The sequence below is a fragment of the Sphaerisporangium sp. NPDC005289 genome, assembly GCF_040607455.1.
GTDB lineage: Bacteria > Actinomycetota > Actinomycetes > Streptosporangiales > Streptosporangiaceae > Sphaerisporangium > Sphaerisporangium rhizosphaerae.
The window spans coordinates 1-14,352 of the sequence record NZ_JBEXGS010000027.1 but is presented as its reverse complement, the minus strand read 5'-3'; the positions used below and the strand labels follow the sequence as shown (position 1 = coordinate 14,352).

Sequence of the window (14,352 nt, the reverse complement as noted above, 5' to 3'; positions counted from 1 at the left end):
ACGGCTCCGGCGTGATGCCACGCATCACCCCGGACGGCACGAGTCCGGAGACCGGCAGCGCGAACGGCTCATACGAACCTTTCCGAAAAGTTTCGAGTCCGTTTCCGAAACGTGTCGGCTACGTGGACAGTAAGGGGCGGTGGACATCGAGATCAACGGTCGGGAGGCAGAGCTGCCAAACCGTTATTCGCCGCAGAAGTATAGGCATCGGAACGTCGCTGATGACACCTCTGATGCTCACAGAAGTGCGCTGAGACGACGGGCGAAGGACGGCGCCGCCTTCCGAAAGTTTCAGAGACGCGCGGAAATCGGGCGCCGGACACGGGTCGAGCGCGTCAACAGCCGATCAAGGGACGCCCCGCCTGGCGAGGTCCAGGGAACGACCGGGTGCGAGTGTGCGTCACTCCGTCGAGGAGCACTCGATCGGCTCTGTCGCATGTCACCCGCTCTCGGTGACCCATGCGGGCGGCGATGGCCCGACGGGATGGCGCGGCAGCAGGCGCGTTCGCGGCATGCGGCGAAATTTCTCCAGCGGCTGTGCCGAGTGGCGCGCTAGAGGTTCGGGGTTAACACGATCACGCTTTTACTTGACGGGCGGGAGGCTTTTTGTGAATCTCTCGTTCTCCATTTGCCCGTGGTTTTTCGGTGGCCTTTGTCCTACCATGAGCGCGTGGCCGTGATCGGTAAGCGTATTCGCCGTGTTCGTCGACGCCGTGAAATGGGTTCCGTCATACTCCCCCCACTGGGACAGGTGGCGGACTCGCCCACTGGCACCCCCTCTCACCAGGCACAACGTGCCCCGGACCCCATTCCGGTGAGCGTCGTGTCCGAGTCGTCTTTCACCGTCCGGGGCCACGGAGTGCACAGTGTCTTCGAGGAGAGCCTGCGCGCGATAAAGCGAATGCCGGATTTCCGGCGGGTTTCCGGATTGCGTGCCTGCCGTAAAGACGTGGTCCTTCACGTGCACACCATGGGCCCGTTCGCGGCGCTGCGGATGATGGTTCATCGCGGTCCGGCGCTCATCAGCGCCCACGTCACCCCCGAGACGCTCATCGGCAGCATCAAGGGCGCCCACCTCGTACGCGGACTGGTCGAGCGCTACATGCGCGGCGTGTTCGACCTGGCCACGATCGTGCTGTCGGTCAGCAAGGCCACGACCGCGGAACTGGAGCGGCTCGGCGTGCGAGCTCCGATCGTCCTGATGAGCAACGCCATCGACGAGGCCCGCGTCCGCCCGCTGGTCGCCCGCCGCGAGGAACTGAGGCGAGGGTTCGGCTGGGACGGCCGCATGGTCGTGCTCGGCGTCGGGCAGGTGCAGCCGAGGAAGGGCGTGGAGGAGTTCGTGGCCTGCGCCCGCGCCCTGCCGCACGTGCGGTTCGTCTGGGTGGGCGGCATGCAGTTCGGCATGCTGTCCGAGGCCCGGCACGACCTGACGCGCCTGCGCGAGACCGCTCCCGGCAACGTGACGTTCACCGGCCTGGTCCCCCGGGAGGAGGTCTTCGCGTACTGCGCGGCGGCCGATGTGTTCTTCCTGCCGTCCAAGCACGAGACCTTCGGACTGGCCACGCTGGAGGCCGCCACCGCCACGCTGCCCGTGGTGGTGCCGGACCTGCCGTGCTACCGCGACTGGCTGAAGGACGCCTACCTGCACGCGCGGACGGTGCCCGAGTTCGTCGAGCTGCTCGGCGGCCTGGAGGACCCCGAGGTGCGCGCCACCTGGGCCGGGCTCGCCTCCGCGGCGGCCGCCGCCCACGACTCCCGGATGCTCGTAGACGGCCTGCGCGACGCCTACCTCCTGGCCGCCGCCCGTCACCGCGGCCGGCCGGCCTCGGCGCCGGACAGGTAGCGGCGCAGGCTCCTCGCCTCCCCGGCGAGCATCCCCGGGTCGTCGCCGGGCACGAACTCCAGCAGGGCGGACATCGGCCGGCCCGTCGAGGCGAGCAGGCCCGCGACCTCCCGCCACAGCGCCGCCCGGTGGTCCAGCGGCCACCGCTCCCGCGGCGTCGGCCACCAGCTGAACACGTGCACCGCGTCCACGCGGTCGAGCACGGCGCGCAGCCCGTCCAGCGCCCGCTCGTCGGGCATCCCGTTCGGCGGCTGCCAGTACGTGCGCAGCCCCGGGACCTCGTCCAGCATCGCCCTGGCCGAGCCGGCGTCGTCGGTGAGCGTGCCCGAGTGGTACTCGGTGGCGACGGTGAGGTCACCGGCGCTGTCGACGCACCGCTTCAGCGCGTCCAGCGTCCTGCGGCGTCCGGCCGGGCCGGCGTCCGCCGAGGCCCGGTCGCCGGCCCACACCCGCACGCGCCGGGCGCCGAGGGCGCGGGCCGCGGCCAGCACCTGCCGCCACACCCGCCGGTCCTCCTGCGGGTCGGCGATGGCGCCCGCGCGGTAGTACGACCCGAGGGACGGCACCTCCAGGCCGGCGGCGCGGGTGGCCTCGGCCACGCGGGCCGCCTCCGCCTCGTCGCCGAGCGGGATGTGGGCGTCCTGGCCCCATTCGATCTGGGCGAGCCCGGCCCGCGCGGCCAGCGTGATGACGCGGTCGGCGGACAGCGCCCGGTAGGTGACGCTGCACACTCCCGCCGTGAGCGGCGGCCCGCCGCCGCTCATGCCGCCACCCGCCCGGCGGGCAGCAGGGGGGCGACGACGAAGCGCGTGGTGGCCCACCCGGCGTACAGCAAGGGCGAGCACAGCACCAGGCCGCCGGCGACCGGCCTGGCCAGCACGACGGCCGCCGCCAGGGCGAGCACGGCGACCGAGGCGGCGGCGAGGTACCAGCGCCGCGCCACCAGGTACAGGCACGGCAGGACGGCGTCGCGCGTGCGCGCGAACCGGCCGGGCGGCGGCTCGGCCGCCAGCACCAGCACGGCGACGACGGCCGCCATGACCAGGACGGCCGCGGTCACGAAGAACGGCACGAGCGCCGGGCCCCACGGCGTGCCCGCGACCGCGGCGACGTCCACGGCCAGCACGCCGACGGCGGCGAGCCCGGCCGTCCAGGCGGCCAGCGCCCGGGGCGCCGCCCGGCGGTAGGTGCGCCAGAACGTGCCGGCCACCCGCGCGGACCCCTCGCCGATCCCGGCGAAGCAGCCGAACGCCCCGGCCAGCGCCGGCGCGCACACCGGCGACAGCACGGCGAACAACGGCCAGGACGCGAACGGGTCGCCTACCAGCGCCAGCGCGAGGACCAGCGGCGCGCAGGCGACGGCCAGCAGGAGGTTGGTCATCAGCGCGGTGTACACGCCGGCGAACACCGTGTCGTAGGTGGCCTGCCGGGCCGGCCGCAGCAGCCTGCGCATCGCGCTCACCCCTTCAGCCCGCTCGTGGCGATGCCGCGGATGAAGTAGCGCTGCCCGAACAGAAAGAGCACCAGGATGGGCAGCACCGACAGCACCGCGCCCGTCATGATCATCGCGTACTCCGACTCGTACTGGCCGACGAACGAGCGCAGGCCGAGCTGCACGGTCCACAGCTCGTTGCTGGTCAGGTAGATGAACGGCCCCATGTAGTCGTTCCAGGTGGTGACGAAGGTGAGCAGGGCCAGGCTGGCGAGCGCCGGCTTGGACAGCGGCAGCATGACGCGCCGGTAGATGCCGTACTCGCTCAGCCCGTCGATGCGCGCGGCCTCGCACAACTCGTCGGGGATGGAGGCGTAGTACTGGCGCATCAGGAAGACGCCGAACGCGCCGAACGCCTGGATCAGGATGATGGACCAGTAGGTGTCGGTCAGCTCGGCCCGCCGCATCATGATGTACTGCGGCACCATGTAGGCCTGCCACGGCACGGCGATGGTCGCGATGTAGGCCAGGAAGAGCGCGTCGCGGCCGGGGAAGCGCACCTTGGCGAAGCCGTAGGCGGCGAAGCTGCCGGTCAGCACCTGCAGGACGGTGATGGCGGCCGACAGCAGCACCGAGTTGCCGAGGTAGGTCAGCATCGGGACGCGGTCCCAGATCTCGGCGAAGTTCGACCAGCGCGGTTCGCGGGGGATCCACTCGAGCGGGATGGTGAACACCTCGTTGTCGCGCTTCAGCGACGCCGACACCATCAACCCGAACGGGACGAGCACCAGCAGCGCCACGGCGGCGAGGGCGGCGTACGCCAGCGCCGTGCGCAGCGGGCGGGGCCGGCCGCCGTCGCCGGCCGTGCGCGCCGGTCGCCGTCGGGCACCGCCGTCCGCCTCGGGCCGATCGGGCGCGGCCGTCGCCGTGGGGAGGCCGTCCGGCAGGGTCATCGCACTCGTCTCCGCTCGTTGAACCGGAACTGGACCACGGTCACGGTGAGCACGATCGCGAAGAGCACGAGCGCGATGGCCGAGGAGTACCCGAAGTGGCCCTCGACGATTCCCTCCCGGTACACCAGCTGCGACAGCACCAGCGTGCTGCGTCCCGGCCCGCCCTTGGTCATCACCACGATCAGGTCCAGCACCTTGAAGCTCTGGATCGTCAGCATGACCAGGACGAAGAACGTCGTGGGCCGCAGGCACGGCAGGGTGATGCTCCAGAAGCGGTGCCAGGCGTTCGCCCCGTCGACCTTGGCGGCCTCGTGGTACTCCACCGGGATCGTCTGCAGCCCCGCCAGGTAGAGCACCATGTAGTAGCCCATGTCCCGCCACACGCTGGTGACGATCACGGCGGGCATCGCCCACGTGGTGCTGGCCACCCACCGGGGCGGCTCGGCCACGCCCAGCGCCTGGAGGAGCTGGTTGACCGGGCCCGCGTCCGGGTTGAAGAGCATGTTCCACACGACCGCGACGGCGACCAGCGAGGTGATGTAGGGCAGGAACGCCACGGTGCGGAAGAACCGCGCCCCGCGGACCTTGCTGTTCAGCGCCAACGCCATCGCCAGCGCCGCCACCAGCGTCAGCGGGATGTGGCCGGCGGCGTAGTACAGGGTGTTCAGCAGGGCCACCCGCACGGTCTGGTCGCCGAGCAGCCGCCGGAAGTTCGACAGCCCCACCCACTCGGGCGTGCCGTAGGAGTCCCAGTCCATGAAGGCGAGCGCGAACGCCGCCAGCACCGGCACCAGCGTGAACACGGCGAAGCCGACGAAGTTGGGCAGGATGAAGCTCCACCCCACCACCGTGCCCCGCCAGGGCCGTCGCCGGGCGGCCGCCGGCCCTGGCGGGTCGTGCGGCGCCACGGGCGCGGGCCGCGTCGTTGCGTGGATCATTGCGGTCCTTCGTGCGGGTCCGGCAGGCACATCGGAGGGTGACCGGAGGCCGGCCGGGCATGGGCCGTCAGGTCAGTTCAGGACTTCGGTCTTCACCCGGTCGTTCATGGCGCGCAGGCCGTCGTCGACGGACTTCTCGCCGACCATGATGAGCTGGTGCTCCTCGTTGAGGATGGTGTCGACGTCGGAGCTCTTGTCGCTGACCGGCATCTCCAGCACGACCTTGTCCGGCGCGAACGCCTTCTTCGACAGCGCGTCGGATGGCATGCCGTCGAGGGAGAAGTAGGCGTCGGTGATCTCCGGGGCCTGCAGCGCCGGCACGACGCCGACCTTGACGATGGCCTGCGCGCCCGCCCGGCTCGCGGCGAACGCGACGAACTTCCTGGCCGCGTCGGCGTGCTCGGACCTGCTGTTGACGGCGAAGGCGGTCGGCGCGCCGAAGGTGGTCACGCCGGTGGCGCCGGGGCGTTGCGGCAGGGGGGCGAGGCCCCAGTCGACGTCGGTGGCGCCCTTCTTCTTCGCCTGGATGACGCCCGCGGCGTACCAGGTGCCCATCGGCATCATCGCCGCCGCCCCGGTCTCGAACATGGTGCGGTAGTCGGAGTGCTGGGAGGTGGCGGTGCCGAAGTCGAGCACCACGCCCTCCTTCTGCAGCGCCAGGGCCATCTTGTACTGGTCGGCGAAGAATCCGTAGTCGCCGCCGAGCTGGTCGCCGCCGGTCTGGGCCGCCGCGATGGCCTGGACGACCGACCGCCAGGTGTGGTGGTAGGCGCCGTAGACCTTCTTGGCGCCGTCGCCCTTGGTGAGCCGCCGCGCGAGCGAGGCGTACTGGTCCCAGGTGAGGGCCTCGGGCTGCGGCAGGCCGGCCTCCTTGAAGTACTTCTTGTTGTAGTAGAGCAGCCAGAAGTCGTGGCGGAACGGCAGCGCGTAGTACTTGCCCTGGAGGTCGTAGGCGGGCAGGCCCGCGAGCTTGGCGCCGTCGGGGGCCTTGGCCAGGTCGGTGACCTCCAGGAGCTGGCCGCGGCTCGCGTGGCGCGCGTAGTCGGTGAGCGTCTTCATCGCCATCACGTCGGTCCGGTCGCCGCCGGCGAGCATGGTGGTGACCTTCTCGGAATAGTCGTCGGCGGGGATGTCCAGCGGCTTGACCGTGATGCCGGGATTGGCCTTCTGGAAGGCGTCGAAGAGCGCGCCGAACTCGGTGTTCTTGGCGAGGCTCCATCCGGCGACGGTGAGCGTGACCTTGCCGTCGCCGCTCTCCTGACCGCCGCCGGAGCCGCAGGCGGCGAGGGGGAGGGCGAGCGCGGCCACGGCGGCCAGCCATCCCGCGAGACGTCGCCGCGCGCCGCCGGGCCTTGCTGAGGTGGTGGCTGTGCTCATCGATCCGGGTCTCCTCTCGGTCGAGCCGGTGCGGGGCTCTAGGCGCCTGTCGCGAACGCGGCGGGGGTGACGGCGGCCCGGGGCGGCCGGCCGGTCAGGTAGCGCTCGATCTCGTCGAGCGCGCTCTCGCTCATCCGCCGGGTCTCCGCTCCGAGCGACCCGGCGACGTGTGGGGTGATCATGACGTTGGGCAGGTCGTACAGCACCGAGCCGGCCGGCAGCGGCTCGGGGTCGGTGACGTCGAGGATCGCGTCCAGCCGGCCGGCCGCGCACTCGCGTTCCAGGGCGGCGGTGTCCAGGACGGCGCCGCGGGCGGTGTTGATGACGGTCACGCCGTCGCGCAGCCGCGCCAGCTCCTCCGCTCCGATGAGGTGGCGGGTGGAGGGCAGCGCGGGGACGTGCAGCGTGAGCACGTCGCAGCGGCGCAGCAGCTCCGGCAGCTCCACCGGGCGGGCGCCGGCCGCCCGCACCTCGGCGGGGGAGGCGTAGGGGTCGGCGACCAGCACGTCGAGTTCCAGGTCGCGCAGCCGTTCCACGACGCGGCGCCCCACGCGGGAGAAGCCGACGACGCCGACGGTGCGGCCGCGGTTGGACAGTTCGCCGCGGCGGGCGGCGTAGGACCAGTCGTCGCGGTGCCGGCGGGCGTCCTGGGCGAGGAAGGGCGCCTTCTTGCCGGCGAAGATGACGGCGGCGAGGGTGAACTCGGCCACCGGGATCGCGTTCTCGTCGGCGGCGTTGGTCACCAGGATGCCGCGGCGCCAGACCTCGTCGGTGACGAACGAGCGGACGGTGCCGGCGCAGTGGAAGACCGCCCGCAGCCGGGGCGCGTCGGCGAGGCGCTCGGCCGTCAGCGGGGGGCAGCCCCACGAGGTCACCAGCACCTCCACCTCGCGCAGCCGGCGCCGCGCGCGGGCGGCGTCCAGGTCGTCGATCAGGACGGGCTCGCCGAGTTCGACCAGCTCGCGCAGCCGCCGGAGCTGTGGCTCGTGGAACTGCACCCGGTAGTGGGCGGGGTCCATGACCAGCAGGGCCTGCGGGCGTCGTCGCTCGGTCACGCGCGGGTTCCCTTCGTCTGGGAAGCGCTTACCAGTGCGCCGATCATGTCCGGTCATGACAATCATGTCAACGGTGTGTTATGCACAAGAAATCACAACTTCTGATCATTTCTGATCGATATGTGCGCGAGGTGCCGAGGAGGCGTCCATGAACCCCTGGCGGGAGTTCGACGATCGGGAGCTGTCCCCCTACACCGGATGGACCAGGAACCACTGGGCGGCCCTCGCCGACCACCTGCTGCTGTCGGCCCGGCGGTACGCCTCGCCCTCGCACGCCCGCATCGGCTTCCCCGGACCGCCGGGCGGCTACGGGGCCGACGTCGACGCGCTGGAGGGCTTCGCCCGCACCTTCCTGGCCGCCGGGTTCCGGGTGGCAGGCGAGGACGGCCGCGACCCGCTGGGACTGATGGAGTGGTACGCCGAAGGTCTCGCCGCGGGCACCGACCCCCGCTCGCCCGACCGCTGGGTGCGGCTGGAGGAGCACGGCCAGGCCAAGGTGGAGGCCGCGTCCATCGCCATGGTGCTCCACCTGACCCGGCCGTGGTTGTGGGACCGCCTCGGCCCGGTCGTGCGGGAGCAGGTCGTCGACTACCTCGCCCCCGCGATCGGCGCGGAGTACCCGCCGATCAACTGGGTGTGGTTCCAGATCGTCGTCGAGCAGTTCCTCGCCTCGGTCGGCGGGCCGTGCTCGCGGGAGGACATCGACGCCGGGCTCGCGCTGTCCGACGGCTTCGCCCGCGAGGACGGCTGGTACGCCGACGGCGCCGAACGCTCCTACGACCACTACGCCGGGTGGGCGCTGCAGTTCTACCCGTTGCTGTGGACCGAGATGGCCGCGGGCGACGAGCGCGCGGACTCCCGGCGCCCGGTGTACCTGCGGCGGCTGGAACGCTACCTGGACGACGCGTTGCACCTGGTGGGCGCCGACGGCTCGCCGCTGATCCAGGGACGCAGCCTGACCTACCGTTTCGCCGTGGCCGCGCAGTTCTGGGCAGGTGCGCGGGCCGGGCTCGGGCGGCCCTCGCCCGGCCTGCTGCGCCGCGCGGCCTCCGGCGTCGCCCGCCACTTCGCCGACCACGGCGCTCCCGACGGCGACGGCGTGCTGAGCCTCGGCTGGCACGGTCCGTGGCGGCCGATCGCCCAGTCCTACTCCGGGCCCGGCTCCCCGTACTGGGCCTCGAAAGGGCTGTTCGGGCTCGCCCTGCCGGCCGGCCACCCGGTGTGGACGGCGGTCGAGGAGCCGCTGCCGGTGGAGTCCGGCGACTTCCACCGGGTGCTCCGCGCCCCCGGATGGCTGGTCGGCGGCACCCGGGCCGACGGCGTCGTGCGGGTGGTCAACCACGGCGCCGACCACTCCTCCCCCGGCTCGCACCTGACCGACTCGCCGCTGTACGCGCGCCTCGGGTACTCGACGGCCACCGCGCCCGTCCTGGCCGGGGAGCACGCGGCCCGCCCGCTGGACCAGTCGGTGGTGCTGCTCGACGCGGACGGGACGCCCAGCCACCGCACGGGGTTCCAGGCTCTGCCCGCCCGCAGCCTGCCCTCCGGGACGCCGGTCGGCGCGTCGCGCTGGCGGGCCCACTGGGTCACCCCCGAGACCGACGGCCCGGACCACGGGCACGGACGCTCGGGACCGGTGCGCCTCGGGCCGTGGATCGAGGTGGTCTCGGTCGTGCGCGGTCCATGGGAGGCCCGGCTGGTACGGCTGTCGCCCGCCGAGGGGACGCCGTGGGACGGCCCGCTGCGCGTCGGCGGCTGGCCTCTGCCCGCGGGCGGGCCCGACGAGGCCGCCGGCCGGAGCCGGTTGTGCTCGCGCGTGCTCGGCGGCCCGGGGCTGGAGGCCTCCGGAGTGGTCCGCGCCGAGGACTCCTCGCCGCTGGCCCCGTGGACGCTCGTGCCCTGGTGCGCCACGCCCGCGGCCGCGCGGCCCGGCCGGTGGTACCAGGCCCTGGTCTACCTCGGCCGGGGCGAGCCCGCCGGGACGCCCGCCCTGTCGTGGGACGGTCCGGCGTCGGTGCGGCTGAGCTGGCACGACGGCGTCCGGGACGTCGTGGACCTCGCGGCGGGTGAGGTCAGCGCGGAGCCGACGAGGAGGAGCGCACCATCAGGCGGGGCGCGATGACGACGCGGTGGGCCGGGCGCTCGGCGCCGCCGCCGGCCAGGCGGGCCGCGAGCAGCTCGAACGCCGCCCGGCCGACGGCCGCCTTCGGCGGGCGAACCGCCGTCAGCGGCGGATCGCACAGCTCGGCTACCTCGTCGTCGTAGGCGACCAGGCTGAGGTCGCCGGGCACCCGGACGCCGCGCAGCTGGCAGCGTTCCACCAGGGACATCGTCTCGGGGTCGGAGTGGACCAGCATGGCCGTCGTCCCCGAGGCGAGGCAGGCGTCGAGCACCTCGTCCAGCACGGCGGCCCGCCCGGCGTCCCCGGCCGCGTTCACGTCCGGCACGTCCGTCAGGTCCAGGCCGAGCTCCTCGCACGCTTGCCGCCACCCCCGCCGCACGTGCGCGGTCGTCGGGCTCTGCGCGGGGGTGAGCAGCCCGACCCGCCGGTGGCCGAGCGTGGCCAGGTGCCGCACGGCCATGGCGGCGCCGAGCGCGTGGTCGCTGACCACCGACTCCATCGCCTCGCGGAGCGGCCCCACCGTGGCGGCGCGCTCGAGCAGCACCACCGGCACCTCGGCGGACTGCAGCCAGCGGACCAGCGCCTCACCCTCCTCGCCGGTGGTGGTCGGCGCGACCAGCAGGCCGTCCACCTCCATCGACTCCACCAGCCAGGCGAGCTGACGCCGCTCGTCGTCGGCCTGGTAGGTGGCGCCCCGCAGCACGACCCGCGCGGCGGCCGCGGCGGCCTCGCGCACGCCGCGGATCACGTCGGGGTAGTAGTAGGTCAGCGACGGCACCACCACGCCGACCGTGAGCCGCCGCCCGGCCACGGTCGCGGGCTGCGGGACCACCGGTGCGTCCCGCTCGTCCGCGCCTTCCATGACGGCCCCGCCGCGGACCCGGCGGATGACCCCCTGGGAGGCCAGCAGGGCGATGTCCCGCCGGATGGTGATGACCGAGACGTCCAGCTCGGCGGCCAGCTCGTCGGCGCGCACCACGCCGCGCCGGCGCAGCAGGTCGACCACCTGGGCACGGCGCTCGTACGGCAGCGGGGCGGGCGAGGGCCCCCCGGCGGACTCTGTCATGGCTCCCCCTCCCCAGAGACAGCCATGGTACCGATCGTTGTTGATCGAAGCTGACCGGTCCCCGCGCGGCCACGACACGCACGGCTGGACGCGTTCGAACCTGTGTACGAACCTGTGGACGCTGGGGATAACTCCGGGCTTCCCCTGGACAGGCCCCGCTTCGTCCGGGTCCGAGGGAGCAGATGGGGCATCCTTTACCATTGGCGCATGTCACGAGGATCTCCCGCCGTCCAGCGCGCCGAGCGGGCGCTGACGGCGAAGGGGACCGCCACCCGGGCGCGCATCATCCACGGCGCCGTCGAACTGGTCCGTGAACGCGGGCCGGCCAACGTCGGGCTGGACGACATCCGCGCCGTTACCGCGACGAGCAAGAGCCAGCTGTTCCACTACTTCCCCGACGGCAAGGCCGATCTGCTGCTGGCCGTGGCCGCCTACGAGGCCGAGCAGGTGCTCGCCGACCAGCAGCCCATGCTGGGCGACCTCACCACGTGGGAGAAGTGGGAGGCGTGGCGCACGCGGGTGGTCGAGAAGTACGACGCGCAACGGCGGCGCTGCCCGCTTTCGGCGCTCACGGCGCAGCTCGGCCTCTCCAACCCCGCGACCCGCACCATCGTCACCGGCATGTACGACAGATGGCACGCCCATCTCGCGGCCGGGGTCCAGGCGCTGAAGGACTCCGGCGAGATCCCGCCCTCCGTCGACGCCGGCCGCGCGGCGACGACGATCCTCACCACGGTCTGCGGTGGCGCCACCATGTTGCAGGCCACCGACGACCTGTCCTACCTGGAGACCGGCCTCGCCGACGTGCTGGACGGCCTACGCCACCCGGCGCCGACCGGCTCGCCGTGCTGAACGGCCTGCGCCGCCCCGCGCCGATCTCGCCGCGGTGATCCACGGCCCGCGTCCCGGCTCCGGTGGGACGCGGGGCAGGCGGTGCGTCCACGCCGATGGGCGTCTCCTCGGGGTTGCCCTTGACCTGCGGGTCAGGGGTTAGGGTCTCGACGCCTTGTCGACCGCAGACCTTGAGGAGCGTCCCATGCCGCACCTGCCGCAGGTGTCCAGAGAAGTCCGGCTCGCCGTCGCGACCGGCGGCCTGCCCGAGCCGGATCACTTCGTGGTCGCCGAGGTGCCGGTTCCGGCGCCGGGCGAAGGCCAGGTGCTGGTCCGCAACCGGTTCTTCCACGTCTTCGCCGCCCTCCGCACCCTGATCGGCGGGAGCGTGCGGGACGCGCCCTTCCCGCCGCTGCGTCCCGGCGACACGCTGTTCGGCGCGGCGGTCGGGGAGGTCGTGTCGGCGCCCGCGGACAGCGGGGTGCGCCCGGGCGACCTGGTCTCGCACTGGCTGGGCTGGCGCGAGTACGCGGTCGTGCCCGAGGGCGGGTTCGCGCCGCTGGGCGACGCGCTGCCCGACCCCGCGGCGCACCTGAGCCAGGGCGGCCTGGCCTACACCGCGTTGACCAGGGACGCGGAGGTCAGGCCCGGCGACACGGTGCTGGTCACCGGCGCCGCCGGCGCGGTCGGGTCGCTCGCCGGCCAGATCGCCCGCCTGCTCGGCGCGGGCAGGGTGATCGGCAGCACCGGCTCGGAGGAGAAGGCCGGCCGGCTGGTCTCCGAGCTCGGGTACGACGCGGCAGTGGTCCGCGGCGGGGAGCCGATCGGCGAGCAACTGGCGAAGGCCGCCCCCGACGGCATCGACGTCCTGCTGGACAACGTCGGAGGCGAGCAGCTCCAGGCGGCGGTGGCGGCGGCCCGGCCCGGTGCCCGGTTCGTGCTGGTCGGAGCGCTGTCCGGGCAGATGGCTCCGGAGGGGACCGGCGGGACGGCGCCGGTCGAGCTCGACACCTACCGGCTCATCCTCCGGCGCCTGTCCATCCGCGCCTTCCAGGGCGCCGACGAACGGACGCGGTCGCAGTGGGCCGGGCTTTTCGGCGGCTGGCTGCGTTCCAAAGCGATCACCTTCCCGCACGTCCGGGTGACGGGCATCGAGAACGCCCCCCGGGCGTTGTACGACACGATGCGTGGACGGCATTTCGGGACCGTCATCGTGGAGCTGTAGACCTCTGGGAGGACCGATGCGCATTGGCGACGCGGCGGCCGCGGCGGGGACCACCCCGCGGGCACTGCGCCTGTACGAGCAGCGCGGGCTGCTGCCCCCGCCCCGTCGCACGGTGACGGGGCAGCGGGAGTACGGGCAGCGCGACGTGGACCGGGTGCGCGTCATCCGCGAGCTGCTGTCGCTCGGGCTGACCATCGAGGACGTGAGCCGCTGCGCCGACCGCCTGCACCTGCTCGAAGGCGGCAGACTCCCGGCGCGCGGCGCCCCCGGATGCACCGCTTCGAGCGGTGTGGTCGAGCGCCGGCTCGCCGTCCTCGACGCGGAGATCTCCCGCCTGACACACCTGCGCGATCAGCTCGCCTCGCGGGCCGGGGTGCGGGCCGCGAAGACCCCCTGAGCCCCGCGGACGCCGCGTCCGTCCCCGGCGGAGCGTCGCGCAGGTCTCGCCGGCGCCGGGGGCGCCGAGGCGGATGCGCGGCCGCCCGCGGGGAGGGTTCATCGGGTCGCGCCTAGAGGCGGTCGAGGGCCAGGTTCAGCGAGAGGACGTTCACCGCGGGCTCGCCCATGAAGCCGAGGCCCCGTCCCGTGGTGTTCCGCTCGATGAGGGCCCTGACCTTGTCGAGCCCGAGCCCGCGTTCCCTGGCGACACGAGGTGCCTGCAGCTCGGCGTAGGCCGGGCTGATGTCGGGGTCGAGGCCGGAGCCGCCGGCGGTGACGGCGTCGGGGGGGACGAGGGCGGTCGCGGTGCCGCGGACGGTGACGGTGCGGCCGGCGGCGTGGTCGTCGCCGGGTTTGCCGCATTCGACCTTCACGCCCTGGTAGGTGGTGATGAAGGGGGTGGCGGGGCAGGCCTGGTTGACGCTGACGGCGCGGGAGGGGGCGCCGGTGGCGGGGAAGACCTTCAGGACGGCGCCGACGCCGTCGGGGGTGCAGTAGGGGCGGGCGCCGCTGACCCCTTCCAGCTCGCCGACGGCCTTGCTGCGGGCGCACACCTGGGTGAGCAGGCTCTGCTTCCCGGTGTCGGGGGCGCCCTCGTCGTCCTTGGCGCCCGGCACCGGCAGGACGTCCAGGACGTCCTCCGGGCCGAGGTTGCTCGCGGCCGTGGACGTCGGGTCGTATCCGTCACCGGCCGCCGACGGGCGGGACTGGAAGTACTTGCGCACCGGGGCGCCGTCGGCGTCGGTGAAGCTCTGTCCCAGCAGGGCGCTGCCGACGTCCTTGTCGGCCTTGTCGTGGACGATCGAGCCGTTGGCGCCGTCGTGGAAGACGGCCTGGGCGACTCCGGTCGCCAGCAGCGGGTAGATCACTCCGGTGATCACGGTGAGCGCCAGCAGGGCGCGCAGGGCGGCCAGGTGCCGGTTGATCCAGCTTGGCAGGCGTTGCATCAGGACATCCCCGGAAGAAACTGGACCAGCAGGTCGATGAGTTTGATGCCGATGAACGGGACGATGATGCCGCCCAGGCCGTAGATGTAGAGGTTGCGGGACAGGAGTTGGGAGGCGCTGGA

The 14,352-nt window shown here is 73.0% G+C and carries 13 protein-coding genes; 5 read left to right on the top strand and 8 right to left on the bottom strand.

Going from position 1 to position 14,352, the window contains the following annotated elements; translation table 11 throughout:
• Positions 1-718: 718 nt before the first annotated feature.
• The gene (locus ABZT47_RS33720; protein ID WP_354851436.1) at positions 719-1,846 is read left to right on the top strand and encodes a glycosyltransferase; all 1,128 of its coding nucleotides are present in this window, start codon (positions 719-721) and stop codon (positions 1,844-1,846) included.
• Here ABZT47_RS33720 and ABZT47_RS33715 read toward each other — a convergent pair.
• The 6 genes from ABZT47_RS33715 to ABZT47_RS33690 all read right to left on the bottom strand — a co-directional run bounded on the left by ABZT47_RS33715 (position 1,810) and on the right by ABZT47_RS33690 (position 7,601).
• Entirely contained in the window at positions 1,810-2,610 is an 801-nt protein-coding gene (locus ABZT47_RS33715) for a TIM barrel protein (protein WP_354851433.1), read from the bottom strand. The two genes, ABZT47_RS33720 and ABZT47_RS33715, sit on opposite strands and share 37 nt — an antisense overlap.
• Positions 2,607-3,299, bottom strand: a complete 693-nt coding sequence (locus ABZT47_RS33710; RefSeq protein WP_354851430.1) for a hypothetical protein — start codon at positions 3,297-3,299, stop codon at positions 2,607-2,609. Before ABZT47_RS33710 ends, ABZT47_RS33715 begins: the two co-directional genes overlap by 4 nt.
• A 5-nt stretch (positions 3,300-3,304) precedes the next feature.
• On the bottom strand, positions 3,305-4,231 hold the full coding sequence (locus ABZT47_RS33705; protein ID WP_354851427.1) for a carbohydrate ABC transporter permease: 927 nt from the start codon (positions 4,229-4,231) through the stop codon (positions 3,305-3,307).
• Positions 4,228-5,169: a sugar ABC transporter permease gene (locus ABZT47_RS33700; protein ID WP_354851424.1), complete on the bottom strand. Its 942-nt coding sequence runs from the start codon at positions 5,167-5,169 to the stop codon at positions 4,228-4,230. Before ABZT47_RS33700 ends, ABZT47_RS33705 begins: the two co-directional genes overlap by 4 nt.
• A gap of 72 nt (positions 5,170-5,241) precedes the next feature.
• On the bottom strand, positions 5,242-6,546 hold the full coding sequence (locus ABZT47_RS33695) for a sugar ABC transporter substrate-binding protein (RefSeq protein WP_354851421.1): 1,305 nt from the start codon (positions 6,544-6,546) through the stop codon (positions 5,242-5,244).
• 38 nt (positions 6,547-6,584) lie between these two features.
• Positions 6,585-7,601, bottom strand: coding sequence for a hydroxyacid dehydrogenase (locus ABZT47_RS33690; RefSeq protein ID WP_354851419.1), 1,017 nt, complete (start codon positions 7,599-7,601; stop codon positions 6,585-6,587).
• A 148-nt stretch (positions 7,602-7,749) separates the two neighbouring features.
• Here ABZT47_RS33690 and ABZT47_RS33685 point away from each other — a divergent pair, with 148 nt between their 5' ends.
• Positions 7,750-9,723 carry a DUF2264 domain-containing protein gene (locus ABZT47_RS33685; RefSeq protein ID WP_354851416.1) on the top strand — a complete coding sequence of 658 codons (1,974 nt, stop codon included), beginning with the start codon at positions 7,750-7,752 and terminating at the stop codon, positions 9,721-9,723.
• Here the strand turns inward: ABZT47_RS33685 and ABZT47_RS33680 are convergent.
• Positions 9,674-10,789, bottom strand: coding sequence for a substrate-binding domain-containing protein (locus ABZT47_RS33680; RefSeq protein ID WP_354851413.1), 1,116 nt, complete (start codon positions 10,787-10,789; stop codon positions 9,674-9,676). The two genes, ABZT47_RS33685 and ABZT47_RS33680, sit on opposite strands and share 50 nt — an antisense overlap.
• A gap of 207 nt (positions 10,790-10,996) precedes the next feature.
• On the opposite strand from ABZT47_RS33680, the gene ABZT47_RS33675 reads away from it, so the two are divergent.
• From ABZT47_RS33675 to ABZT47_RS33665, 3 genes are all read left to right on the top strand, one after another.
• Complete coding sequence (locus tag ABZT47_RS33675; RefSeq protein WP_354851410.1) at positions 10,997-11,641, top strand: TetR/AcrR family transcriptional regulator; 645 nt, start codon at positions 10,997-10,999, stop codon at positions 11,639-11,641.
• Positions 11,642-11,825: 184 nt separating this feature from the next.
• Positions 11,826-12,845: an NADP-dependent oxidoreductase gene (locus tag ABZT47_RS33670; RefSeq protein WP_354851407.1), complete on the top strand. Its 1,020-nt coding sequence runs from the start codon at positions 11,826-11,828 to the stop codon at positions 12,843-12,845.
• Between the two features lie 16 nt (positions 12,846-12,861).
• On the top strand, positions 12,862-13,242 hold the full coding sequence (locus ABZT47_RS33665; RefSeq protein WP_354851404.1) for a MerR family transcriptional regulator: 381 nt from the start codon (positions 12,862-12,864) through the stop codon (positions 13,240-13,242).
• Between the two features lie 112 nt (positions 13,243-13,354).
• Here ABZT47_RS33665 and ABZT47_RS33660 read toward each other — a convergent pair whose 3' ends face one another.
• A complete protein-coding gene (locus ABZT47_RS33660; RefSeq protein WP_354851402.1) occupies positions 13,355-14,230 on the bottom strand; it encodes a potassium-transporting ATPase subunit C in 876 nt (291 codons plus the stop codon).
• Positions 14,231-14,352 lie beyond the last annotated feature (122 nt).

Coding starts and splice junctions, on each gene's coding strand:
- ABZT47_RS33675 (WP_354851410.1), top strand. CDS start 10,997: ATGTCACGAGGATCTCCCGCCGTCCAGCGCGCCGAGCGGGCGCTGACG.
- ABZT47_RS33700 (WP_354851424.1), bottom strand. CDS start 5,169: ATGATCCACGCAACGACGCGGCCCGCGCCCGTGGCGCCGCACGACCCG.
- ABZT47_RS33705 (WP_354851427.1), bottom strand. CDS start 4,231: ATGACCCTGCCGGACGGCCTCCCCACGGCGACGGCCGCGCCCGATCGG.
- ABZT47_RS33710 (WP_354851430.1), bottom strand. CDS start 3,299: ATGCGCAGGCTGCTGCGGCCGGCCCGGCAGGCCACCTACGACACGGTG.
- ABZT47_RS33670 (WP_354851407.1), top strand. CDS start 11,826: ATGCCGCACCTGCCGCAGGTGTCCAGAGAAGTCCGGCTCGCCGTCGCG.
- ABZT47_RS33660 (WP_354851402.1), bottom strand. CDS start 14,230: ATGCAACGCCTGCCAAGCTGGATCAACCGGCACCTGGCCGCCCTGCGC.
- ABZT47_RS33685 (WP_354851416.1), top strand. CDS start 7,750: ATGAACCCCTGGCGGGAGTTCGACGATCGGGAGCTGTCCCCCTACACC.
- ABZT47_RS33715 (WP_354851433.1), bottom strand. CDS start 2,610: ATGAGCGGCGGCGGGCCGCCGCTCACGGCGGGAGTGTGCAGCGTCACC.
- ABZT47_RS33680 (WP_354851413.1), bottom strand. CDS start 10,789: ATGACAGAGTCCGCCGGGGGGCCCTCGCCCGCCCCGCTGCCGTACGAG.
- ABZT47_RS33720 (WP_354851436.1), top strand. CDS start 719: ATGGGTTCCGTCATACTCCCCCCACTGGGACAGGTGGCGGACTCGCCC.
- ABZT47_RS33695 (WP_354851421.1), bottom strand. CDS start 6,546: ATGAGCACAGCCACCACCTCAGCAAGGCCCGGCGGCGCGCGGCGACGT.
- ABZT47_RS33665 (WP_354851404.1), top strand. CDS start 12,862: ATGCGCATTGGCGACGCGGCGGCCGCGGCGGGGACCACCCCGCGGGCA.